Here is a 23,781-nt window from a genome sequence, read left to right as displayed (position 1 = left end):
GGTATCTGCTGATCGGCGCCAAAGAGGAGCCCGCGGGCCTGGGGGTAACGGCTTTTTTGGTTGCTCGGCCTAACTACCGAGGACTATTTTTTTTCGACCTTGCTTTCGGTCTTGCCGATATCCTTGACCTTGTTCACTTCTTCGTTAAGGTCCTCTTTGATGGACTTTATATCGCTGACCCCGCTCTCCTGCTCAACCTCGCGGACGCCTTTCTTGAATGAACTGATGGCCTTGCCCAGGCCCGAGCCGATTTCCGGCAGTTTCTTGCCTCCGAAAACCAGGAAGGCGATAATCAGGATTACGATCAATTCCGGCATTCCCAGACCAAACATGGCATTTCTCCTTGCTTTTTGCTGATTGAGCCGCAGCGGCGCCACCTTTCAAGTCAACCAGAACGGCGCCGCCGAGCATAGCTTGCAATTTCCTTTTACCCTATATCGTTGGGAAAAAAAACCTTCTTTCACAACCATTATTGGAGCGGCCGCGATTTGGTCCGGATCCTCCCTCCAGTTGCTGGGCGTGATTTCCCTTGCCTGGCCCCTCCCCCTCGAATAGAATCGGTAACCGGCCGGCGGCACCGGATCCCGGGGCGACCCGACCGCCCGTTTATCCCCTGAAAAGTCGCGCTTTAAAACAAATAGCAACAAGGAGCTGCTTTTGCGATGAAGACGATTACGTTCCGCAACATTGGGGGCTGGTTGCTGGCCTGGACCTGTCTCTGGCTTTACTTGGCGCCAGCCGCCATGGGGGAAAGCCGGGCGGCGGACCCGGTCGAAATCGTGACCGGGATCGCCCCGATCTCTTTTCTGGTCGAAAAGATCGGACGAGAACGGGTCCGGGTAGCCACCCTGCTCCCGCCGGGCCAGGATCCCCATACCTTTGAACCCAGCCCCGGCCAGATTGGCCGCTTGAGCCGGGCCGGGATCTATTTTTCCCTGGAAATGCCCTTTGAGCGGATGCTGCTGGCCAAACTGCCTCGGGAAGGGAGCGGCCCCCGGGTCATCGATGTCGGCGCGGGCATCGCCAAGTTGCCCATGCTCGAGCATAACCATCATGACGGGCATGACGATCACACCGACTCCGGCCACCGCCACGGCGAACTGGACCCCCATATCTGGCTGGGCCCGCCCCAGTTGTTGATTATGGCCGAGTATATCCTGGCGGGGCTGGTCACCATTGATCCGGACCATGCCGCGGCCTACCGGCACAACCATGCCCGCCTGCAAGGCGAAATCGAGGCCGTCCACCGCCGCAACACCGAACTGCTGGCTCCCTTTGCCGGCAGCTCGTTTTATGTTTATCATCCCGCCTTCGGCTATTTCGCCGCGGCTTACCAACTGCGCCAACAGGCCGTGGAAATTTCCGGCAAAACTCCGACTCCGCGCCAGCTTCTCAACCTGGTTGAGCGGGCCCGCCATGACGGGGTTCGGGTTATCTTCGTCCAGCCCCAGTTCGACCAGAAAAGCGCCGCCACCATCGCCAGTTCCATCGACGGCGAGGTAGTTCCCCTCGATCCCCTGGCCCCCGACATGCTGGCCAACCTCGAAAAAATGGCCGCTAAAATCAGCGCGGCACTGACAGATAATCCATGACCGCAAGCGAACCCGTCATTGTTGTCCGCGATCTCGATTTTTCCTACGATCATGTGCCGGTCCTGGAAAAGGTCAACCTGCGCATCGAGCCGCGAGACTCCATCTGCCTGGTCGGGCCCAACGGCGGGGGCAAGACCACTCTGCTCAAGCTCATTCTGGGCCTGCTGGAACCCCAGCGGGGTTCGGTCGAGATCCTGGGCCGCCCGCCCGCCGAGGTCCGCCTGCGCCTGGGCTATGTGCCCCAGTACGCCCATTACGATCCACTCTTTCCGGTCACGGTCATGGATGTGGTCCTGATGGGCCGGATCAGCCGCCATCCCCTGGGCTGGTACAACGCCACCGATCACCGCGCCGCCCGGGAGGCCCTGGCCCTGATGAAGCTCGACCACCTGGCGGGCCGGCTTTTTGCCGCGATCTCCGGCGGCCAGCGCCAACGGGCCCTGATCGCTAGGGCCCTGGCCTGCGAGGCGGAAATCCTGATCCTCGACGAACCCACCGCCAATATCGACGTCAAGGCGGAGAGCAGCCTCTTTGCCCTGTTGAAGGAGCTCAATCAAACCCGGACCATCATGGTGGTGACCCACGATGTCGGCTTCGCCTCCAGCTTTTTTCAGCGTATCGCCTGCGTCAACCGGCAGGTGGTCACCCATCCGGTTTCCGAGCTCAGCGGCCAGATGATCCAGGAGCTTTACGGTGGCGACGTGACCATGATCCGCCACGATCATCAATGCGTCGGCAATCGCAATGCCGCCGGGGAGCGTTGCGGTGTTTGAGCTGATCGAGGCCCTGCGGCACCCGGAAATCGCCTTTTTCCGCTACGCTTTCCTGGTCGGAATCCTGGCCAGCATTTCCTTCGGCATTGTCGGAACTTACGTTGTAGCCAAGCGGATCAGCTACCTGGCCGGGGCCATCGCCCACTGCGTCCTCGGCGGCATCGGGGCCGGGCTCTATCTCCAGCACAAGGTGGGGCTGACCTGGTTCGACCCCATATACGGAGCCCTGATCGCCGCCCTGGTCGCCGCCCTGGTCATCGGCCTGGTCAGCATCCACGCCAAGCAGCGAGAGGACACGGTGATCGGAGCGCTCTGGGCCACCGGCATGGCCATCGGCCTGCTCTTTATCGCCAAAACGCCCGGCTACGTCGAGCCGATGAGTTACCTGTTCGGGAATATCCTGCTGATTTCGCGAAGTGATATCTGGCTGGTGCTGGGACTTGACCTGGTGGTGGTGGGGGTGGCGGCGATTTTCTACCACAAGTTCCTGGCGGTCTGCTTCGACGAGGAATTCGCCCGCCTGCGCGGCCTCAACACCGATTTCCACAACCTGCTGCTGCTCTGCCTCACCGCCCTGACCGTGGTGCTGCTGGTAAGAGTGGTGGGGATCATCATGGTCATCGCCCTGCTTACCCTGCCCGCCGCCGTAGCCGGCACCTTCGCCCGCACCCTGGGCCAGATGATGTTGGGGGCCATCCTCTGCTGCCTGCTTTTCGTAACCGCGGGACTCAGCCTCAGCTTTGTCCACGACCTGCCCAGCGGTCCGACCATTATCCTGGTGGCCGCGGTGGGCTATCTTGCCGCTCTGGCCTTGAAAAAAATCTCAAGTTGAAATCCGGGCCGCCGGCTGACGGCAGCCGGACTTCCCGCCAGGGCCATGGTCAGGCCGGCCGGATGGTCCGGGCGATGTTCCCCATCCGGGCCAGTAACTCTTCCTCGTCGATGGTGAGCAGGCGGCGATCCCGCATCACCAGGCGGCCGTTGATCAGCGAGTGAACCACATCCCCGCCCCGGGCGGCGTAAACCAACTGGGAAGCGGCGTGGTAACAGGGGCTCAGGTGGGGCCGGTGCAGATCCAGCACGATGCAGTCCGCCTTTTTGCCGGCCTCCAGGCTGCCGATCCGGCTCTCCGCCCCCAAAAGCCGGGCCCCGCCGCCGGTGGCCATTCCCAGCACCGTGGCGGCGTCCATCACCGTGGGATCGAGCTTGTTGAGCTTGTGGAGCTTGGCGGCGCTGTCCATTTCGCCGAAGAGATCGATATCGTTGTTGCTGGCCGCCCCGTCGGTCCCCAGCCCCACCGTGACCCCGGCCGCCAGCAGTTCCGGCACCGGGGCCACCCCCGAGGCCAGCTTCATATTGCTTTCGGGGCAATGGGCCACCTTGACCTGCCTGCGGGCCAGCAGCTCGATCTCGGCAGGCTCAAGCCAGATCCCGTGGGCCGCCACCGTTCGATCATCCAAAACCCCCAGTGCATCAAGATGGGCTACCGGCCTTTGGCCGTATTTTTCCAGGCACCCGGCCACCTCCTCCCGGGTTTCAGCCAGGTGGATATGGTAATGGGTGTCGTAGCGCTCGGCATAACCATGGAGACGGCGCAGCAATTCCGGAGAACAGGTGTAAACCGCGTGGGGATCGACGGTGATCCGGATCAGTTCGTGACCGGCGTAGGCCGCGAAAAGCTGATCCATGTAAGCGAAGCCGTTTTCCGGTTCTCCATAGCAGGGCGAGGGAAAATCATAGAGCACTTCGCCGATCCAGGCCCGCATCCCGCAAGCGGCGGCGGCGGCGGCCACCTCGGCGGCGAAAAGATACATGTCGCAGAAACTTGTGGTGCCGGAGCGAATCATTTCGGCACATGAGAGCATGGTGGAGTGATAGACGATCTCCCCGGTCAGTTTGGCCTCGGCCGGGAAGATATATTGAGTCAGCCAGTTCATCAAGGGCAGGTCGTCGGCCAGGCCCCGGAAGCAGCTCATGGCCGCGTGGGTATGGACGTTGACCAACCCGGGCATGATCAGGCCGTGGGGAGTATCGAGGCGGGGGGCATGCGGCCAGCGGCGAGCAAGCTCGGCGACGGGACCGACGGCGGTGATTTCGCTGCCCCGCACCGCCACCGCCCCCTCGCGGATTTCCCGCTTCTGCTGATCCAGGGTCAGCACCAGGGCGCCGGTCAGCAGCAGGTCAACAGGGGTTTCGTTCATAAGTTTCAGGCCTTGTCGGACAATCTTTTTTTAATTTCGCTCACCAACTGGCGAACCTCGGCCAGACATCAACGGCCCTTGGGGTTTTTGCGGGCGCAGTCACACCCTCCGCCCCGCTTGGCCGCCGTGATCGCCGCCAGAATAGCGGATCGGCCGCTGTGGGAAAGCAGATCCCGCTCGATATCCTTGCGGGTATGGCCGAAGCAATAACAAACCAGCTCGTCTTGGCCCAACTCTGCTCCGGCCGGGCAGTTAAACCTTGTTTCAACCATCTTTTACCATCCCTGACCGGGGTCCAGGTTGGTCAGAATGTCGGCAGCACTTCGGCCAGCAGGCGCACCACCCGTTCGCCGCAGGCCTCGGTTTCGCGGATGATCTCCTCCAGCAGGATAGGCTGAAAATTGTCGGGGTTGTTGACATTAGCCACCACCGACAAACCCAGAACCCGCATCCCGGCATGGCGGGCGACAATAACCTCGGGCACGGTGGACATTCCCACCGCGTCGGCGCCGCAGTTGCGCAGGTAGCGGGTTTCCGCCGGGGTTTCCAGGCTCGGGCCGGAAATGGCGGCATAGACTCCCTCGCCTACCCGGTCCAGCCCCAAGCGGTCGGCGGCGGCCAGCGTTTTATGCCGCAGCTCCTGGTCATAGGCCTGGGAAAGATCGGGGAAACGCGGCCCCCAGACCTCGACATTGGGTCCCCGCAAGGGGTTGTCGGGAATGAAGTTGAGGTGATCGGCGATCAGCATCAGGGTGCCGGGGTCAAAGGCCGGGTTGAGCCCACCTGCGGCATTGGAAACCAGCAGGGTTTTCGCCCCCAGCAGGGCCAACACCCGCACCGGCATGGTAAGCTCGCGGGTGCTGTAGCCTTCGTAAAAATGGAACCGGCCCTGCAGCGCCGCCACCCTTTTGCCGGCCAGCCGGCCGCAGATCAAATTACCCGCATGGCTGGTTACGGTGGAGCGGGGGAAGTGGTGAATTTCCTCGTAGGGTATCACCAGGCGGTCGGAAAGCAAATCCGCCGCGCCGCCCAGGCCGGTACCCAGCACCAGCGCCAGTTCCGGGGGCTCCGGCAGGCGGGCGGTCAGAAAAGCCCGGGCCTCCTCGACCCGGCCAACGAATGAAAGATGATCACGGTCCATTGCAGGCGCGGTTCCTTTTTAAACGGCGTGGTCGGCGACAAAGCTCCTGATTGCTTCCAGGTCGGCGTCCAGCACCTGGCAGCGGCTTTCTTTGTTCTCCAAGGCGGCCAGGGCCGGGGGCAATTCCGGGGGGCGGCCGATGGCGGCTTCCACCGCAGCCCCGAACTTGGCCGGATGGGCGGTGGCCAGGCAGACCAGGGGCACGTTTTCCCGCCGGCAGGCCAGTCCCGCGTAAACCCCCACCGCGGTGTGGGGATCGAGCAGATAATCATGGCGCCGGTAAAAATCACTTATGGTGGCCAGCGTGGCGGGCTCATCGGCGCTTTGCGAGGCGAAATCGGCCTGAATCCGCGCCAGGCGGTCGGGACCGAAGCGCAGGCTGCCGCTGCGGGCGAAATCATCCATTTCCTGCCGGGTCCGGGCTGAATCCTCGTCGTTGAGGTAATACAAATAACGCTCGAAATTGCTGGCCACCTGGATATCCATCGAGGGGCTACTGGTGGGCCGGACGGTACTGACCGAATAATCGCCGTCGAGGACAAAGCGGGTCAGCAGGTTGTTTTCGTTGGTGGCCAGGATCAGGCGGCCAATCAGGCCGGGCACCAGGCGCCGGGCCACAAATCCGGCGAAGATATCACCGAAATTGCCGGTGGGCACGGCGAAGTCAACCTGCCCGGCCCCCTTGGCCCCGGTCAGGCGCAGAGCGGCGTAAACGTAATAGACCACCTGGGCGACAATCCGGGCCCAGTTAATCGAGTTGATCGCCCCGAGCTGGTACTTTTCCTTGAAGGGGATATCGTTGAAGAGTTTTTTGACGATGGCCTGGCCGTCATCGAAGTTGCCCCTGATCGCGATATTGAAGACATTGGCGTCCAGGACCGTGGTCATCTGCCTTTCCTGAATGGGGCTGACCCGCTGATGAGGATGGAGGATGAAGATGTTGATCCGCTCCTTGCCCCGCACCCCGTAAATGGCGGCGCTGCCGGTATCCCCCGAGGTGGCCCCGAGGATATTCATCCGGCCCCCGGAGGCGGCCAGCAGGTATTCAAACATGTTGCCCAGCAGTTGCAGGGCAATATCCTTGAAGGCCAGGGTCGGGCCGTGAAACAGTTCAAGGATCCGGCATTCCCCGAGATCCACCAGGGGGGTGATTTCGGGATGGTTGAAGCCGGCGTAGGAACGTCGGATCAGCTCCTGCAGATCGGCGGGAGGAATGTCATCGATGAAGCGGCTCAATACCGCCCCGGCCAGCTCGGGGTAGGCCAGTTCACGCCAGGCGGCGATCTCGGCGGCCGCGGCCACCGGCAGTTTTTCCGGCAGCAGCAAACCGCCGTCGGTGGCCAGGCCCATCATCACCGCTTCGGTGAAGGAAATGGGGGCGATCCCGCCCCGGGTCGAAATGTAGCGCATCGGCAATCCCTTTCAAATCAGCAAGTAGCAAGCAAAGATGAACCGCGGCTAGCGATCCAATAAAAGGCCGGAGCCGGTCATCTCCGCCGGCAGCGGTAAACCCATCAGTTGGAGAATGGTCGGAGCGATATCGGGCAAAGCGCCGTCAAACCGCAATCGATAAGGGCCTTCGGCCCGGGGATCGATCAGAATAAAGGGAACCGGGTTGCAGCTATGGGCGGTCATCGGGCCGCCGTCGCCGGAGACCACCATCTCTTCGGCATTGCCATGGTCGGCGGTGATCATCACGATCCCGCCGGCGGCGGTGAAGGCCTCCACCAACCGGCCCAGGCATTGATCCACCGCCTCACAGGCCTTGACCGCCGCCGCCACGATGCCGCTGTGCCCGACCATGTCCCCGTTGGCGAAGTTGAGGACCACCAGGGCATAGGGCAAACCCGCAGCCCCGGCTGTTGCCGCGCCACCCAAACGCCGGAGCAACTCCTCGGTCACTTCCGGGGCGCTCATTTCCGGCTTGAGATCATAGGTGGCCACCTGGCGGGCCGAGGGGATCAGGGCCCGCTCTTCCCCCGCGAAGGGCTCTTCCCGGCCGCCGTTGAAGAAGTAGGTGACATGGGCGTACTTTTCGGTTTCGGCGATCCGCAGTTGCTTCAACCCGTGCCGACTGATCTCCTCGCCCAGGATCCGGGTCAGTTCCTGGGGCGGGAAGGCCACCGGCAGGTCGAAGTCCTTTTCGTAGCGGGTCATGGTGGCGAAAGCGGCCAGCCGGGGCCGCCGGGGCCGATTAAAGCCGGCGAAATCGTCCCGGGTCAGGGCGGCGGTCAGCTGGCGGGCCCGGTCGGCCCGGAAGTTGAAGAAAATAACCCCGTCATCGTCGGCGATGCGCGGCTGTCCGGCAGCGGCCCCGATCAGCGTGGGCTTGATGAACTCATCAGTTTCGCCCCGTTGGTAGGCTGCCCGCACCGCCGCCACCGGATCGGCGGCGACAAATTCGGCCTGGCCGTCCACCACCGCTTCCCAGGCCCGCAGGACCCGGTCCCAGCGCTTATCCCGATCCATGGCGTAATAACGGCCGCAGACCGTGGCCACCCTGCCGATTCCGATCCGCTCCAGGGCCGCGATCAGGGTTTCCATGTAACCCAGCCCGCTTTGGGGCGGGGTATCCCGGCCGTCCATGAAAGCGTGGACCAGAACCCGCTCCAGGCCCCGGCGAGCCGCCAGCTCCAGCAGGGCGATGAGGTGATCGATATGGCTGTGGACCCCGCCGTCGGAAAGCAGGCCCATGAGATGGAGGGTGCCCTGGTTTTGCTTGAGCCGGGCCAGCAGGTCGTTGAAGGTTTGATTGGCGAAGAAATCGCCCTCCCGCACCGCCAGGCCGATCCGGGTGAAATCCTGGTAAACAACGCGGCCGGCCCCGATATTGAGATGACCGACCTCGGAGTTGCCCATCTGCCCCTCGGGCAACCCCACCGCTCCATTATGGGCGGTCAGGGTGGTGAAGGGATATTGCCGCCGCCAGCGATCCATATTGGGGGTATCGGCCAACTGCACGGCATTACCGGGGCCCGGCGGCGCCTCGCCCCAGCCATCGAGAATGGCCAGCAAAACCGGCCGCACTTCCTGCACCTTATTCGCCATTGGGATAATCTCACTGACCAGATCAGCGGGGAGCCTTTAAGAGCAATGACTGCCGTCCACTTTAGATGGTAACCCGGGGGGCATCGTGCCAGAGTCCGTCCAGGTCGTAGAAGTCGCGTAATTCGTGATAAAAAATGTGGACCACCACATCATTGAAATCCAACAGGACCCAGAGGCCCTCGGCCAGGCCCTCGGTGTCCCCGCTTTTTAGGCGCTTCGAGGAAAGGGCCTCGTCCACTGCCCGGGCCAGGCTCTGAGCATGGCGGGTGGAGCGGGCACTCATGATGACAAAATAATCGGTGACCGAGGAAAGGCCCCGGACATCGAGAATCACCAGGTTTTCCGCCTTCATTCCCCGGGCCGCCTCAGCGGCGATCCGGGCCAGATCCAGCCCCGGCAGATCCTGCAGCTTCCTGCTTACCGTCTTAATATGCATGCTTGGCTATTTCACACTGTAAAGATTGACAAATCCGAGACCTCAAGGGGGCGGAACCGGTTCCGCCGCCACGACGATTCCGCCGGCAGCCTGGGCACAAAAAAGGCATCATACTATGGTCAGCGTTTCCGGCGCAACCAGGAAAACTTCTCAAATCCCGGCCCCGGCCGTATCGGGACCAGCAACGGGGCGGAAATTACGCCCAGGACCTAGCGAGCCCCAAACGGGCTTTAGTTCCCGGCCCTGCCATCATCATTCGGCTGGCAGCCGCAAAGGCCGGCGATTTTCTCCCGTTCCCGGGCCAACCGAGCAAAACCGCCGAACGTGATCAGCTACCCCGCCACCGATCATTTCCCCTCGCCAAACAGACCTTTGATTTCCTGGCGATGTGGGGTATAATTTCCGACTTTTGATTGATAAACTTCTCCGTTCGGGAGATAGTGGTTTGCTGCGTCCCCTCCGGCCGATCCCAGCGGATCGTGGGCACAGCTGACTTATAACTTAAAGCGGCGCGGGTAATACCCCGGCCGCCGCGCGGGAGTGGCAATGCAAAGCTCGTTGAAATGGAAAATCGGCCTGCTCTTCTTTATGATCGTCTTTTCCCTGGCCACGGTACTGCCGTCGCTGTCGGTTTCGGTGCCCGACTGGTGGAAGAAGTACCTGGCCCCGGAGGGCCTGCGCCTGGGCCTGGACCTGCAGGGCGGCATGCATCTGGTTCTGCAGGTCGATATTGACCAGGCCATCGCCAACTCCCTGGACCTGGCCGCCGAAGAGTTGCGGGAAGTTATGCGGGAGGAGCAGGTGACCCTGGTCCGGGCCCGGACCACCGATCCCCAGACCGTCGTTTTCACCCTGCCCAACGTCAGAGCCCTCGACGCCGTCGAGCGCAAGGTGGCCAACGATTTTCCCAACCTCGAGATCCGGGTGGAGAGCGAAGAGGGCACCTTTCCCCGCATTTTCCTGCAGCTTGCCGAGGATCAAATCGAATTCATCGAACAGAACGCGGTTCGCCAGTCCCTGGAAATCATCCGCAACCGGATCGACCAGTTCGGGGTGGCCGAGCCGGTCATCGTCCGCCAGGGCCTCAACGAGATCGTGGTCCAGTTGCCCGGGGTGCGTGATCCCGAACGGGCCATCGACCTGATCGGCCAGACCGCCCAGTTGGAATTCCGGCTGGTGGATGATTCCCAGGCGGTTGATCTCAACCAGCTGATCCGCCAGGCGGTGGAGGCCGGCCAGTGGCAATGGGGCGACGATCGCCAGCAGTTGAACCGGGCCCTGCAGGGGATGCTGCCCGATGATCGGGAAATTTATTTCCACCGCACCGTCGACCGCCAGACCGGCCAGGAACGCAGCGAACCGATCCTGCTTTACAGCCCCCCCCTGATGACCGGGGAGATGGTTCGGGATGCCCGGGTGCGGGTGGGCGGCACCTTCAACGAACCTTATGTCAGCCTGGACCTGACCAACCGCGGCGGCCGGGTGTTCGGCCAGATCACCGAGCGCAACGTGGGCCGCCAGCTGGCCATCGTGCTTGATGAAGTGGTTCGCTCGGCCCCGGTGATCCGGGAACGCATCCTCGGCGGCAGCGCCCAGATTTCCGGGGGCTTCCGCCACGAGGAGGCCGCCGACCTGGCCATCGTGCTGCGGGTCGGGGCCCTGCCCGCCCCGGTGGATATCATTCAGAACCTGACCGTCGGGGCCTCGCTGGGCCGCGATTCAATTCAGCGCGGGCTGTACTCAGGCCTGTTCGGCGCTTTGCTGGTTTCCATGTTCATGGTCATCTATTACCGCCTTTCCGGGGTAATCGCCAACGTGGCCCTGCTGATGAATATTCTCTTCATCTTCACCGGCCTGGCCATGATGCAGGCCACCCTGACCCTACCGGGGATCGCCGGGATTATCCTGGCCATCGGCATGGCGGTGGACGCCAACGTCCTGATCTTCGAGCGCATGCGCGAGGAATTCGCCCTCGGCAAGACAGTGAAATCAGGGGTCGAGGGGGGCTACAGCAAGGCCCTGTCCACCATCGTCGACTCCCAGGTGACCACCCTGATTACCGCCCTGGCCCTGTTCCTTTTCGGCACCGGGCCCATCAAGGGCTTTGCCGTCACCCTCTCGCTGGGAGTAACCTTCAACCTGATCACCACCCTGTTCGGGACCAAGGTTATTTACGATCTGCTCCACGCCCGGAGAAAACTTGGCGAGATCCGTTTCCTCAGCCTGCTGCAGCGGCCCGGCCTCGATTTCATGAGCCTGCGCCGCATTACCTTTGGCCTTTCCGCCGTTCTGCTGCTGCTGGGCGCGGTGGCCCTGGTCGAGGTCGGCCGGGGAACGGCCAATCTCGGGGTGGATTTCGCCGGCGGCACCATGGCCCAGTACCGGGCCGAACAACCCTTCAGCCTGGCTGAGGTCCGTTCCGCCCTGAACCAGGCCGGTCTCGAGGGGGCCCAGCCCCAGCACGTGGAGGGTGAAAACCGGCTGATCGTGCGGATCAAGGAGAGCCGGGAGGTGGTGGGCGACATCACCGGAACCGTAACCGCCGCCTTGCGCGAACACATGACCGCTACGGGATTTGACCTGGAAAGCCAGTCGGAAATCGGCTCGGCCATCAGCGAAACCCTGCGCAACAAGGCGATCCAGGCCATTCTGATCGCCCTGCTGGGGGTGGTCATCTATCTGGCCCTGCGCTTTGATCTGCGCTTCGGCCTGGCCGCCGCCGCCGCCACCTTCCATGATGTCATCGTGGTTCTGGGCATCTGCTGGCTGCTGAACATCGAGATCACCCTGCTGATCGTCACCGCCCTCTTGACCCTGGCCGGTTACTCCCTCAACGACTCGGTGGTGGTTTTTGACCGGATTCGGGAAAACATCAAGAAGCGGCCCCGGGAATCTCTCAAGGACGTGATCAACCGCAGTATCAACGATATCATGAGCCGGACGGTGATCACCTCGATGACCACCGCCCTGGTATTGGTTTCCCTGTTGATCTTCGGCGGATCGGTGATCCACGACTTCTCGCTGACCCTGCTGCTGGGCATCATCGTCGGCACCTTCTCCTCGATCTTCATCGCCAGCCCGCTGCTGATGTTCCTGCCGGGCAGCAAAGAGGCGGTGATCCGGGAAGATCGGCCCTCAAAAGAGGTGGAAGCCCAGGTTTAAGGGCAAAGGCGCCTTATGAGTTTTCAACCACCGGAAAAGGTTCAGCCCCTGCAGCCCGGGGAGTCTTTCCGCTTCACCTGCGGGCCGGACCTGAGCTGCTTTACCGAATGCTGCCGCTCCCTGGACCTGGTTCTGAGCCCCTACGACGTCCTGCGTCTGCGTAAACGCCTGGGGCTCGATTCAGCCGCCTTCCTGGAGCAATACGCGGTGGTCGAGGAGCGCGAGGATGAAGCACTGCCCCTGGTTTTCCTGGCCATGGTCGACGACGGCCGGGCCAGCTGCCCCTTTGTCTCCGCCGGCGGCTGCACGGTTTACGAGGACCGGCCCGCCGCCTGCCGGGCCTATCCCCTGGGCCGCGGGCTGCGGCCCGCCGGTTGCGGCGGCCGGCCCCAGGAGCTTTTTGTCCTGGTGCGGGAAGAGCACTGCCGAGGGTTTGCCACCGATCGGGAAAACGATCCGGCCGGCTGGATGAAAGACCAGGGCCTGAACGAATACAACCGCTGCAGCGACGCCCTGCTCCCCCTGCTCCGGCACCGCCGGATTCTCCAAGGCTGGCGGCCCTCCGCCGCCCAGCGGGACGAGTACCTGCAAACCCTTTACCAGTTGGAAGATTTCCGGGAGCGGGTCCGTTCCGGGGGAGTGGTGCTGCCCGGATCCGGCGATCCCGGGGCCGCCGCGGACGACTACGAGCTGCTGCTGGCCGCCATCGCCTGGCTCAACCACTCCTGGCACCGCTAGGCTCCCGGACGCTCAGGCCAGCCGCAGCTGCGCCGGCAGTTGAGATTGATCCTGTTGCTCGCCTGCCGGGCATACGGTTTTATTGAAATTTTTTCTGAATTTTTCTTGGTGGGCCATAACAAACGGTCCGAGACAGCGGAAGAGGAGCGGAGATTATGGGCAAGAAGGTCAAGGCCATTGTCATCACCGGCTACGGCACCAACTGCGAAACGGAAATGGCCCAGGCCTGCCGGTTGGGGGGGGCCGACCAGGTGGATATCGCCCACATGAGCGAACTGCTCAGCGGCCAGTATCGCCTCGACGACTACCACCTGCTCAACCTGCCCGGCGGCTTTCTTGACGGCGACGATCTCGGGGCCGGCCAGGCCGGGGCCCACCGCTGGCGCTATGCCACCGTCGAGCCCGAGGGTGAACCGTTGCGGGAACAACTTAAGCGCTTCATCGGGGCCGGCAAACTGATTATCGGGGTTTGCAACGGCTTTCAGTTGATGGTCAAGATGGGCATGCTCCCCGGCTTCGAGCAGCGTTACGATCTGCGCCAGGTCAGCCTGATCCACAACGACTCCAGCCGCTTCGAAGACCGCTGGGTTCACCTGCGGGTGGAGCAGGACAGCCCCTGTGTTTTCACCCGGGGAATCGATCGACTCTATTTTCCGATCCGCCACGGCGAAGGCAAGTTCGTAACCGCCGACGAGGAGGTGCTGCGCCGTTTGGAGGATAATAAGCTGGTGGCTCTGCGCTACGCCGATCCCCGGAGCGGCGAGGCCACCCAGGAATACCCCTGGAATCCCAACGGATCACCGGCCGGCATTGCCGGGATCTGCGATCCCAGCGGGCGGCTTTTCGGTCTGATGCCCCATCCGGAAGCCTTTCTCCATCGCACCAACCACCCCCGCTGGACCCGGGAGGAACTCCCGGAAGAAGGCCAGGGGGTGCTGCTCTTCCGCAACGGCGTCAATTTCATCCGGGCCCACCTGCTCTAGCCCGCTATGACACGACGGCAAGGTCATCCCCTGGCGCGAATCATCAGGGAACTGCGCAGCCCCGCTTATTACCTGGGGCTGGCCCTGGTTGCGGCCACCGTCGCCTTCACCTTCGTTGCCCCCCAAATTTTACGTTTCTTCCAGGCTCATCTCGGCCAGGAACTGGCTTTTTTCACGGTCAGCGACCCCTTCCTGGCCCAGGTTCGCCTGGCCGTGGGGTTGGCCCTTTTCAGCCTGGTGCCTTTTTTTACTTACTGGTTCTGGAAAGCGATGGCCGGACCCTTCGGCCTGACCCGGACCACTCGGGCCTGGTTCGTGGGCTTTTGCTGCCTGCTCTTCTATGGCGGCACCATGTTCTGTTTTTTCGTCACTCTGCCCCTGGGGGTCAACTTTCTCCTGGGCTACCAGTCCGAAGAGTTGCAGGCGGTGATCGCGGTGGGCAAATTCGTCTCCTTCGTCACCGTTTTCGTGCTGGCCTTCGGCTTTATCGCCATGCTGCCGATCTTCATGATTTTCGGGGCCAAGACCAGGCTCTGTTCGCGGCGCAAATTCGAAAGCGGCCGGGGCTACGCGGTGTTGATTATCACCATCATCGCCGCCTTGATCACCCCGACCCCGGACGTGGTCAATCTTTCCTTCATGGCCGGACCGATGTACCTGCTCTATGAGTCGGGGATCATCATTATCAAGCTGTTGAAAATTGAATGATTGCCCGGGGCATTACGCCCCCTGGCCGGGTTTCAGCACCGGGACCGAGGACCGGCCCGGCCCTTATCACCGCTCTACCGTCGCGATGGCCCCCCCTGATCGGCTCCGGGGCGTGCTCCGGCCCACCTTTACCATTGCGACCACCGGATGACGCAGGTATATAAAAACCATGCGGAGTCTTTACCAGCATAAGAGCAGAAAGCCCTTAAAAAGACCGGCCCTGTTGTTCCTGGCCCTGCTGGCCCTTTGGCTGCTGCTGAGCCCCTACGGACTCTGGCGCTATGCCAAGGTTAGCGGGGAACTGAAAGAACTGCGGGCCGATAGCCAGCGCCTGGAAGCCCAAAACCGCGAACTGCTGACGGAAATCACCCGGCTGCAAAACGATCCCGCCTATATCGAAGAAGTAGCCCGGCGGGAATACGGCCTGCTCAAGGAAAATGAAATCCTCTTCGACTTCCGCCGCTCGCGGCCCTGATCGCCCCGTAATTTCCGGCCCGGGCCCCGGGTAACCTTAAACAATCTACCTCATGGAACCTATCTCCGTCCTCTCCGCTTACCCGGTTACGCTTTCCGTCGCCTTTCTCCTGGGTTTCATCGCCCGCCAGGTGGGGCTGCCTCCCCTGGTGGGCTTTCTGGTTGCCGGCTTTCTCTTCAATGCCTTCGGCGTCGAGTCCGACAGCTCCATCGAAATAGTCGCCGACCTCGGTGTTACCCTGCTGCTCTTTACCATCGGGCTCAAGCTCAAGATCAAAAACCTGACCCGGCCCGAAGTCTGGGCCGGGGCCACGGGCCACGCCCTGATCACCGTGCTGGTCTTCGGGCTAGCCTTCACCCTCTTGGGCCTCTTGGGCATTCAGGCCTTTGCCGGCCTCGATCTGGGCCGGGCCCTGCTGATCGGCTTCGCCCTCTGCTTTTCTTCCACCGTCTTCGCGGTGAAGATCCTCGAAGAGAAGGGGGAAATGCTCTCCCTGCACGGCCGCACCGCTATCGGCATCCTGATCATGCAGGACGTGTTCGCCGTCCTTTTTCTCACCGCTTCCACCGGTAAGCTGCCTTCGCTCTGGGCGTTGCCCTTGCTGGTTGCCCTGGTCCTGGTTCGTCCGGGCATCTATTATATTCTCAACCGCTGCGGCCACGGTGAGTTGCTGCCGATGTTCGGCCTCTTCGCCGCCCTGGCCATCGGGGTGGCCTCTTTCGACCTGGTTGGACTCAAGCCCGATCTCGGCGCCCTGGTCATCGGGATGCTGCTGGCCAACAACAAGCGGGCCTCGGAGATCGCCGACAATCTTTTCAGTCTCAAGGAGCTTTTCCTGGTGGGCTTCTTCGTCCAGATCGGCCTGGCCGGCCTGCCCACCTGGCATGATCTGGGCATCGCCTTTTTCCTGGTCCTGCTGGTTCCCCTCAAGGTGGCCCTCTTTTTTCTCTTGCTCACCCGGCTGCGGATGCGGGCCCGCTCGTCCTTTCTCGCCTCCCTCAGCCTGGCCAACTACAGTGAATTCGGCCTCATCGTTGGGGCGGTGGGGGTCAGCAACGGCTGGATGGACTCCTCCTGGATGCTGATCATCGCCATCGCCCTGTCCATCTCCTTCGTGGCTGCGGCCCCCTTGAACCAGATTTCTTACAAGCTTTTCAACTTCGGCCGTGCTTATCTTAAACGCTACGAAGGGGAAATTCGCCACCCGGAAGAGACTATTATCGATCTGGGGGAGTCGGTGGTGGCCATTTTCGGCATGGGTCGGGTAGGCAGCGGGGCTTACGATTTTATCAGCGGAGATTTCGGGGATCTGGTGGTGGGGGTGGAAAGCAACGCCAACAAGGTCGTCGATCACCACGCCAAGGGCCGTCGGGTAGTCCACGGCGACGCCACCGATCCCGAATTCTGGGCCCGCACCCGCCACGGCCGGTTGCGCATGGTCCTGCTGGCCATGCCCGAACACCATGCCAACCTCTATGCCCTGCGCCAGCTGAAGGAGACCGGCTTTAGCGGCTTTATCGCCGCTCTGGCCCAGTTCCCCGACGAGGCCTATGAACTGGAGGAGGCCGGAGCCCAGGTTGCCTTCAATCTTTACGAAGGCGCCGGAGCCGGCTTCGCCGCCCAGGTGGAGCCCCTGCTGGCGGAAATGACCGGCGGCATTCCCCGGCAAAAATGGAGCAAGGAACCCTGAGCCAGATTATCAAAGCCCACCGCCCCGGACAGCTTGCCAAAGCCGGACCGGCAACCGCCAAAACGGAATTCAGCTTATGACTTTTTCCTGCCGCAACTACGATTTCAATCTCAACCAGTGCCGGAAACTCCATGCCGACTGCATCCCCGGCCGGCGCGGCTGTGTACTCGAAGGCAAGGTCAGACTCAGCGAGGAACTGGAGGAACGCCTGGCCGCCCTCGAGGCCAAAAGCGCCCGGCGCCGGCAAGCAAAAGGGAAAACAGGCCGGAGGCCAGGCAATGATTCGGGGTAAAGCCTACTTGGCCGGCAGGCCGCGGTTATGGTAGATCTCGGGATAATACTTCCTGGCGCAATCGGGGCAGATGCCATGGCTGAACTGGATATTATGGTGCTCCATAAAATAGGCCTCCATGGGATGCCAATGGGCCGCCTCACCGCGGATCTTCTTGCAATGGCAGCAGATCGGCAGCATGGCCTTGAGCAGTTCGCTGATATCCTCGATGATCAACAGGACCAGCTCCTGATCGCCATAGCCGAAAAGGGAGGTGGTCACCATCAGGTAACGCTCCTTGATCTCGCCGTCTGTCCCCATTAACTCCATCTTCACCCGTTCCCGCACGATCTGCTGGCCCTGAAAGGACCTGCCTACCGATTGACGCACCACGCAACCCCGGCATGAGGGAGCGTAGCCGCAACCGTCCGGGGTTTCCGTTGAGTGGATGCAGTGCAGGACTGTCCCGGCGCGTTCCTGCGGAATGTAATTTATATCCATGGTCAGCATCCGGGCCGCGGCGGCGTTATGGGCAAGAATCCGGACGCTCCTGTCCATAACGAACACCGGCGAGGGAAAAGCATCAACGATGGTCTTGAAAAAACTCTCCTCGGCCTTGGGGTTCATCCTGAGGTGTACTCCCGGTGGAGGCTAGGGTTGAGAGACCCGCCGCATTAAAGGGAGGTCTGCTCCAGGAAGGTCGACAGACCGAAGAAGTTCCACCAACCAGTATTTTTTTATTATAGCAGAATATCAGGCTCACTGAACGAAATTAAGCCCCGAGGGAGGCAGTCGAGGTACCGTTTCCGCCCCTGTTCAGTTTCAGGAGCCAATCAAAGTTATCCCTCCTCGATCCCTGGCCTACAGATTGATCATCCGCTTCTTCTAACGGCCGGAGGTGGAGTTGTCAAACAAAAATAAGCGGCCGGGAGAAGACTTCCAGGCCCGACCCTACCATTAAAATGAGGGGCTGGTGCCGGCGGCAAAGCAGCCTTCTTCGTCCCTTTTAATATCAAGTCGCCATAAAATTATCCCAACCGGGGGCGGCGACTGGATGCCTGCCATAAATCTGTGCTTTTGCCCCGGACCCAGAGTAGGCCAATTTACTATTGAGCCGGACACATGACTTTTATTGACTACATCCAGCCCCTTCCCCCCCCTGGAGCCCGGCCATCATACTGACAAACAGAAGACTCGGAACGCCCTGCTCAACAATGCCACAGCTCCACGGCGATGACTTCCCTTATTGACAACATTTGATAAAAGTAATAATTAAACTCAATAAAGCTGGCCGGTGCTGATTGTATATTAAAAGTCCGGCAAAATCCATGGCCTGGCCGACGGATGCCGGATTATTCAGCCCATAGCCTCTTTAATTAATGATATCGCTTTGATTACTCCAATGAAAAGAATCGCCGATAAAGCCCTGACCTCTTTTTTCCTCAATCTGGTCCTGATTATGTTAGGGTTTATCGCCGCGATTTATCTCGGCATCTTTCTCAATAACCGGCAAGCCCTTGAACAGGAGCTGCAAAATCGGGCCCGTTCCATCGTCGAAGCGATCGTTATTACCAGAAAATGGAACGCCAACCACGGGGGGGTCTATGTTTTGAAAACCCCGGGGATGATCTCCAATCCCTATCTTGAAGATCCCGACCTGGAAACCGCCGACGGTCGGATCTACACCAAGAAAAACCCGGCCCTGATGGTGCGGGAAATCTCGGAAATCGTCGCGCAGGAGGGCAGCTTCCAGTTCAACGTGACGAGCCTCAATCCCATCAATCCGGCCAACAAACCTGATCCTTTCGAGGGGGAAGCACTGGCAGCCTTCGAAACCGGCATCCCGGAACTTTTCACCAGGGAAAAGCAAAACTCTTCGACCTATTTCCGCTACATGGCTCCTCTGATCGTTGAGGATGCCTGTTTGGCCTGCCACGCCCGCCAGGGTTATCGCATAGGCGATATAAGGGGCGGCATCAGTGTCCGCTTCAATATCGATGCCATCGCGGCCGCCCACTCCCGCAACCTGGCCGTCCTCATCAGCCTGGTCCTGATCTCCATTCTGGCCTTATTCCTGATCATCTCCCGCCTGATGAACCGTTTAAGAGGGCGACTGAAAAGGGCCGAACAGAAACTGCAACAGATAGCGATCACCGATGAGCTGACCGGCCTGAAAAACCGCCGCTACCTGCTGGAGCGGCTGCATGCCGAACTGGTCCGGATGGGCCGCAACGGCAGACCGCTGGCCTGTATCATTTTCGATCTCGACCACTTCAAGCAGGTCAACGATACCTTCGGCCACCAAGCCGGAGACCAAGCCCTGCGGGAGATTGCCGCCCATGTTCAGGAACAGTGCCGGGCCAACGATATTCTGAGCCGGTTTGGGGGCGAGGAATTCGTGGTTCTCCTACCCGACACCGATCCGGCCGGGGCCCGGGAGATTGCCGAACGCCTACGGCGGACAATTCTCTCCTGCCGGATAAATTTGGCCGACGGCCAGGTATTGACCCTCAGCGCCAGTTTCGGCGTCGCCGGGTTGGCCAAAGCCCCCCGGAACATCGACCAGGCGGAGGTGGACCTGCTCAACAGGGCCGATGGAGCTCTCTACCGAGCCAAGGCCGGCGGCCGCAACCGCGTCGAAGTCAACGTCTGAAATCCCATTCAGGACATAATGAAGCCCGGTTTCAAAATGGCCCCCCCTGGTTGCCCGTCATGGCGCAATATTGCCACTTTGTATCATATAGGCTTGACAATTGAAATCAGCTTGGCGATACTCCGTCTTTCTGTCAAGAGCGAATCACCCCAGCCATTGATTACGGAGCCCCGAAGATGCTGATGAGCAAGAGCGCCCAACGGCCACCAATCCCCGAACTTATCACCTGCAACGACTGCCGCAAATCCTATACCTACGACCAGGACAAGGTCTGCAGCCCCGAAGAAACCATCACCAGACTCAAGCGGAAACTGGCCGAGGTCAAGCTCGATATTCTCAAGGATGTCCAGCGGGTCGACACCGGCCGGCTGGATATCCCGGTTTACTTCAGCGTGTGCGGGCGGGAAGCCTACGAGGTGATCCGCAACAAGAAGCAGTTGGGCAAGGGCTGCACCCCGGCCCAGTCCCAGGCCAGCGCCTGCATGGAGCTGATCGAGCGCTTCAGCTTTTACAGCTTCCGGCAAAATCCGGCCAATTTCATCCGGGCCACCTACGCCGAACTCCAGGCCGAGGGACAACCCCTGCTTCCGCTCAGATACCTGCTCCAGTCGGTCCACGACGAGACCACCAGCGAGGAAACCCTGGCCGAACTGCTGGCCGATATCCCCATCCGCTGGGCCTGGGCCACCAACCTGAGCCGGGGCGAGCTGGTTTTAGTGCCCTACTCCTGGTTTTATGCCATCAATGAATTCAACGGCCCTTCCGCCGGCAACTCCTATGAAGAGGCAATTCTGCAGGGGCTCTGCGAAATCGTCGAGCGCCACGTCTGCGCGGTGGTTACCCGCGAAAGGATCAAGGCCCCGCGGATCGATCCCCAGTCCATCACCGATCCGGTGGCCGCCGAACTGTTACAAAAATTCACCCGCCACGGGATCCAGGTTTATCTCAACGATTTCTCCCTGGATACCGGCATCCCCACCGTTGCCGCCCTGGCCATCGATCCCTCCACTTTCCCCGAGACCAGCGAGATCGTCTATACCGCCGGCACCACCCCGGAGCCCAACAAGGCCCTGATCCGGGCTCTCACTGAAGTGGCCCAGCTTTCCGGTGATTTCCACAGCAAGTCTAACTACTTGGCCAGCGGCCTGCCCAAGCCCCTTTCTCTTTCCGAGGTGGACTACATCACCGATCCCGGCCGGACCGTCAAGTTGAGCGACCTGCCCGATCTGGGCGACCACAACATGAAAGTGGAGATCGACCGTTGCCTGGCCGCCCTCGACAAGCTGGGGATGGAAGTGCTGTTGATCAACACCCGCCACCCGCAACTGCAAATTCCCGCGATCTACACCATCGTGCCCGGGGCCCACTTCCGGGAGCGTTCCATGAGCAAAAACGCCGGGTTGTTTGCCGCCAAGCTGGCCCACGAGCAGATCAGTGACCCGGCCGCCCAGATCGAACAACTTGCAAAGATGGCAAAGATCCTGCCCGGCGCTTATTTCATAGAATTCTACCTGGCCAAGAAAAAGGCCTACCTGGGCCGCTTCGAAGAGGCCCTGGCCCATTTCAACCGTTCCCTGGAGCTGAAACCCGAGGAGGAGGACCTCCCCTACATCTATTCCTTCATGGGAGAATGCCTGAAGGACATGGGCCGCTACCAGGAGGCAATCGGGGTCCTGGGTAAAGGGCTTGCACTGGACGAGGAGCGGGCGGATATCCACAACCTGCTGGGTTTTTGCCATTTCAAGCTGGCAGACCACGAGACCGCCGTCGGCCACTTTTCCCGGGCCATCGATCTGGAGCCGGCCTCGGCCATCGATTTCTTCAATCTCGGCGTCAACCTGCGCAAGCTCAACCGGATCGAAGAGGCGGCCCACAACTTCAAGATCGCCCTGACCATGGAACCCTACATGGAACTGGCCCGCACCCACCTGGATGAGATGTTTGCCGAGCGCGACCAGGCGGCGCAATCGTAAACGTTAATGCGAGGAAATGTCCATCGCGGAAAGGATATTCGCCATGGTTTTAGCGATTGAAGAAAAAATCATAGCCGCCCTGCTGGCCCACGGCCGGCGCGAGGAGCCCAACGAGGCCTGCGGCTACCTGGCCGCCAAAGACGGGGTGGTGTGCCGTCATTTCGAATTGACCAACATCGACGCCGCCCCCGATCACTACGCCATGGACCCGGCGGAGCAGTTTGCCGTGATCCGCCAGATCAGGGCAGAGGGGTTACAGTTGGCGGCGGTTTACCATTCCCATCCCGAAACTCCCGCCCGGCCTTCGATAGAGGATTTGCGCCTGGCCCATGACCCCAAGGTCATCTATGTCATCGTCAGCCTGATGGCGGGGGTGGTTCCGGTCCGGGCCTTCCGGATCAGGCAGGGCACGGAAACCGAAGTTCCCCTTAAGGTAGTGGCCGGCGCCCGCTAGGGTGCTGTCTGTCTTTAGCAGCCTGACAGACTCAAGACTGGGGCGGATTTTTCAAGGCGGCGATGGCGACCATGGTCAGAACCAGCACGGTGAGGCCGATCAGCGGGAATGACCACTTGAGGCCGATCCAGTCGGTGGCGATTCCCGCCGCCATGGCCCCGGTCAGCACCCCTCCGCTCATGGCCAGGTTGTAAACCCCCATCATGGTGCCCTGCCCGTACTTGCGCCCTTCCTCGGTGGCCAGCGCTCCTAAAGTCGGCCAGATCAGAGCTTCGCCAAGCCCCATAATCACGAAGAGCAAGAGCAAACTCCAGAAATTACCGGCCAGGGGAATCAGGCACATGATGACGCTGATGGTCAGGCAGCCGACCCGCAGCAACTGGAGCTTGTCGCGGCGATCGGCCAGCCGGCCGCAGGGGCCTTGCAGGACCGCGTTGATCAGAGTGCGGACGGCGATCACCACCCCGATCTGGAACCCGCTGGCCTGGAAGGCCTGGGTCATCAGGAGGGGCAGAAAGGCCATGGTCGGCACCATGATAATCATGGTTGCCAGGCGGGCCAGCAACAGGCCGGAAGTGCGGCGACTGGCCAGCATTTTGGCCATGGCGGCGAACAGGCCGTCGCCGTTGCCGGCCCGGGCGGTGGCGACCGGCATGGCCGGCATCTGGAGCAGGACCAGGCCCAGGGCGAGAAAGCTCAAGGTGGCCATGGCATAAAAAGCCGCCGCCATTCCCCAAAGATCAGTGAAAATCCCGCCCAGTAAGGGGCCGCTGCCGATGCCGGCAAAGATGGCGGTGTTGAGCAGGCCCATGTAGCGCCCTTCCTCGCCGATCGGAGCCAGATCGCTGACATAGGCCATGGCCACCGGGACAATCATCGCCGAACCCACTCCATGCAGAGCCCGGATCAGGACCAGGTTTTCCACCGAGGTGGCCGCAGGAATCAGCACCCCGACCACCCCGAAAACGAAAAGACCGCCCAGGAGAAAACCCTTGCGGCCCCAGCGATCGGAAAGCGAGCCCACCACCGGCATGCAGACCCCGCGGGTGATGGAGAAAGAGGCGATAATAAACCCCAGGGCCAAACCGCTGGCCCCGAGACTGGTGGCAAAGACCGGCATCACCGGCACGATAATGCCGATCCCCAACAGGGCGATAAAAACCGAAAAAAGCAGGGGCAACAGCAGGCGGTAGGGCATCATGGGAGCGGGTTGAACCTCCCCGCAGTTCGCCGATAGCGCCCTGTGCCCCGGTCATCGCCTTGGTCCTCTGCCGGTTTCATTAATCAGGTTCTCCTTTCCATTGCCCGATCTCCAGCCCGGTAATCCGGGCGGAAGACTTCCACGGGCTTCGTTTTGGCATAGTGGCCGAAAATGGGGTCGGCCAGCAACCATATCTACCAGGAAAAAACATTTTGCAAAACGGCTAACCGGCGCCCGTTGCTTGAGGAGGTCTTGCAGAACTTACAAAAAAATTGGAGAATC

General features: G+C 61.2%; 22 protein-coding genes. 13 read left to right on the top strand and 9 right to left on the bottom strand.

The features are described from left to right. Window positions 1-83: 83 nt before the first annotated feature. Window positions 84-332: a twin-arginine translocase TatA/TatE family subunit gene (gene tatA / locus ACHHTY_RS01370; RefSeq protein ID WP_395492246.1), complete on the bottom strand. Its 249-nt coding sequence runs from the start codon at window positions 330-332 to the stop codon at window positions 84-86. A gap of 330 nt (window positions 333-662) precedes the next feature. Here tatA and ACHHTY_RS01365 point away from each other — a divergent pair, with 330 nt between their 5' ends. The 3 genes from ACHHTY_RS01365 to ACHHTY_RS01355 are packed head-to-tail and all read left to right on the top strand — an operon-like array spanning window position 663 to window position 3,197. After that, window positions 663-1,592, top strand: coding sequence for a metal ABC transporter solute-binding protein, Zn/Mn family (locus ACHHTY_RS01365; RefSeq protein WP_395492245.1), 930 nt, complete (start codon window positions 663-665; stop codon window positions 1,590-1,592). Continuing rightward, the gene (locus tag ACHHTY_RS01360; protein ID WP_395492244.1) at window positions 1,589-2,365 is read left to right on the top strand and encodes a metal ABC transporter ATP-binding protein; all 777 of its coding nucleotides are present in this window, start codon (window positions 1,589-1,591) and stop codon (window positions 2,363-2,365) included. The genes ACHHTY_RS01365 and ACHHTY_RS01360 overlap by 4 nt, the downstream gene beginning before the upstream one ends. Continuing rightward, window positions 2,358-3,197 carry a metal ABC transporter permease gene (locus ACHHTY_RS01355; RefSeq protein ID WP_395492243.1) on the top strand — a complete coding sequence of 280 codons (840 nt, stop codon included), beginning with the start codon at window positions 2,358-2,360 and terminating at the stop codon, window positions 3,195-3,197. The genes ACHHTY_RS01360 and ACHHTY_RS01355 overlap by 8 nt, the downstream gene beginning before the upstream one ends. 49 nt (window positions 3,198-3,246) lie before the next feature. Here the strand turns inward: ACHHTY_RS01355 and ACHHTY_RS01350 are convergent, their stop codons facing one another. From ACHHTY_RS01350 to rsfS, 6 genes are all read right to left on the bottom strand, one after another. Next, window positions 3,247-4,566 (bottom strand): amidohydrolase family protein, encoded by a 1,320-nt coding sequence (locus tag ACHHTY_RS01350; RefSeq protein WP_395492242.1) that lies wholly within the window; start codon window positions 4,564-4,566, stop codon window positions 3,247-3,249. A gap of 68 nt (window positions 4,567-4,634) precedes the next feature. After that, window positions 4,635-4,838, bottom strand: coding sequence for a bacterioferritin-associated ferredoxin (locus ACHHTY_RS01345; protein ID WP_395492241.1), 204 nt, complete (start codon window positions 4,836-4,838; stop codon window positions 4,635-4,637). A gap of 32 nt (window positions 4,839-4,870) precedes the next feature. After that, the gene (locus ACHHTY_RS01340) at window positions 4,871-5,707 is read right to left on the bottom strand and encodes a purine-nucleoside phosphorylase (protein ID WP_395492240.1); all 837 of its coding nucleotides are present in this window, start codon (window positions 5,705-5,707) and stop codon (window positions 4,871-4,873) included. A gap of 18 nt (window positions 5,708-5,725) precedes the next feature. Next, complete coding sequence (gene thrC, locus ACHHTY_RS01335; protein ID WP_395492239.1) at window positions 5,726-7,117, bottom strand: threonine synthase; 1,392 nt, start codon at window positions 7,115-7,117, stop codon at window positions 5,726-5,728. A 48-nt stretch (window positions 7,118-7,165) separates the two neighbouring features. Further along, a complete protein-coding gene (gene gpmI / locus ACHHTY_RS01330) occupies window positions 7,166-8,755 on the bottom strand; it encodes a 2,3-bisphosphoglycerate-independent phosphoglycerate mutase (protein WP_395492238.1) in 1,590 nt (529 codons plus the stop codon). A 61-nt stretch (window positions 8,756-8,816) separates the two neighbouring features. Next, window positions 8,817-9,191: a ribosome silencing factor gene (gene rsfS, locus ACHHTY_RS01325; protein WP_395492237.1), complete on the bottom strand. Its 375-nt coding sequence runs from the start codon at window positions 9,189-9,191 to the stop codon at window positions 8,817-8,819. A 546-nt stretch (window positions 9,192-9,737) separates the two neighbouring features. Between rsfS and secD the strand changes: the two genes are divergently transcribed. The 7 genes from secD to ACHHTY_RS01290 all read left to right on the top strand — a co-directional run bounded on the left by secD (window position 9,738) and on the right by ACHHTY_RS01290 (window position 17,239). Further along, window positions 9,738-12,353, top strand: coding sequence for a protein translocase subunit SecD (secD, locus tag ACHHTY_RS01320; RefSeq protein ID WP_395492236.1), 2,616 nt, complete (start codon window positions 9,738-9,740; stop codon window positions 12,351-12,353). Window positions 12,354-12,368: 15 nt separating this feature from the next. Next, window positions 12,369-13,091 carry a YkgJ family cysteine cluster protein gene (locus ACHHTY_RS01315; RefSeq protein ID WP_395492235.1) on the top strand — a complete coding sequence of 241 codons (723 nt, stop codon included), beginning with the start codon at window positions 12,369-12,371 and terminating at the stop codon, window positions 13,089-13,091. Window positions 13,092-13,246: 155 nt separating this feature from the next. Beyond that, a complete protein-coding gene (locus ACHHTY_RS01310) occupies window positions 13,247-14,074 on the top strand; it encodes a phosphoribosylformylglycinamidine synthase subunit PurQ (protein WP_395492234.1) in 828 nt (275 codons plus the stop codon). 6 nt (window positions 14,075-14,080) lie between these two features. Then, window positions 14,081-14,782 (top strand): twin-arginine translocase subunit TatC, encoded by a 702-nt coding sequence (gene tatC, locus ACHHTY_RS01305; RefSeq protein ID WP_395492233.1) that lies wholly within the window; start codon window positions 14,081-14,083, stop codon window positions 14,780-14,782. Window positions 14,783-14,951: 169 nt separating this feature from the next. After that, window positions 14,952-15,257 (top strand): FtsB family cell division protein, encoded by a 306-nt coding sequence (locus ACHHTY_RS01300; RefSeq protein ID WP_395492232.1) that lies wholly within the window; start codon window positions 14,952-14,954, stop codon window positions 15,255-15,257. Window positions 15,258-15,309: 52 nt separating this feature from the next. Then, window positions 15,310-16,947: a cation:proton antiporter domain-containing protein gene (locus tag ACHHTY_RS01295; protein WP_395492231.1), complete on the top strand. Its 1,638-nt coding sequence runs from the start codon at window positions 15,310-15,312 to the stop codon at window positions 16,945-16,947. Window positions 16,948-17,023: 76 nt separating this feature from the next. Beyond that, window positions 17,024-17,239, top strand: a complete 216-nt coding sequence (locus ACHHTY_RS01290) for a hypothetical protein (protein WP_395492230.1) — start codon at window positions 17,024-17,026, stop codon at window positions 17,237-17,239. A gap of 3 nt (window positions 17,240-17,242) precedes the next feature. On the opposite strand, the gene ACHHTY_RS01285 is transcribed toward ACHHTY_RS01290, so the two are convergent. Beyond that, window positions 17,243-17,845: a PAS domain-containing protein gene (locus ACHHTY_RS01285; protein ID WP_395492229.1), complete on the bottom strand. Its 603-nt coding sequence runs from the start codon at window positions 17,843-17,845 to the stop codon at window positions 17,243-17,245. A 775-nt stretch (window positions 17,846-18,620) separates the two neighbouring features. Between ACHHTY_RS01285 and ACHHTY_RS01280 the strand changes: the two genes are divergently transcribed. The 3 genes from ACHHTY_RS01280 to ACHHTY_RS01270 all read left to right on the top strand — a co-directional run bounded on the left by ACHHTY_RS01280 (window position 18,621) and on the right by ACHHTY_RS01270 (window position 22,298). After that, the gene (locus tag ACHHTY_RS01280) at window positions 18,621-19,871 is read left to right on the top strand and encodes a diguanylate cyclase (RefSeq protein ID WP_395492228.1); all 1,251 of its coding nucleotides are present in this window, start codon (window positions 18,621-18,623) and stop codon (window positions 19,869-19,871) included. Window positions 19,872-20,047: 176 nt separating this feature from the next. Next, window positions 20,048-21,844, top strand: a complete 1,797-nt coding sequence (locus tag ACHHTY_RS01275; protein ID WP_395492227.1) for a YcaO-like family protein — start codon at window positions 20,048-20,050, stop codon at window positions 21,842-21,844. A 43-nt stretch (window positions 21,845-21,887) separates the two neighbouring features. Next, window positions 21,888-22,298, top strand: a complete 411-nt coding sequence (locus ACHHTY_RS01270; protein ID WP_395492226.1) for a M67 family metallopeptidase — start codon at window positions 21,888-21,890, stop codon at window positions 22,296-22,298. 31 nt (window positions 22,299-22,329) lie between these two features. Here the strand turns inward: ACHHTY_RS01270 and ACHHTY_RS01265 are convergent, their stop codons facing one another. Beyond that, complete coding sequence (locus ACHHTY_RS01265; RefSeq protein WP_395492225.1) at window positions 22,330-23,499, bottom strand: MFS transporter; 1,170 nt, start codon at window positions 23,497-23,499, stop codon at window positions 22,330-22,332. Window positions 23,500-23,781 lie beyond the last annotated feature (282 nt).

Origin of the sequence: Desulfurivibrio nitratireducens (assembly GCF_044068515.1) — a bacterium.
Lineage (GTDB): Bacteria > Desulfobacterota > Desulfobulbia > Desulfobulbales > Desulfurivibrionaceae > Desulfurivibrio.
This window is presented reverse-complemented; position numbering and strand designations above follow the sequence as displayed.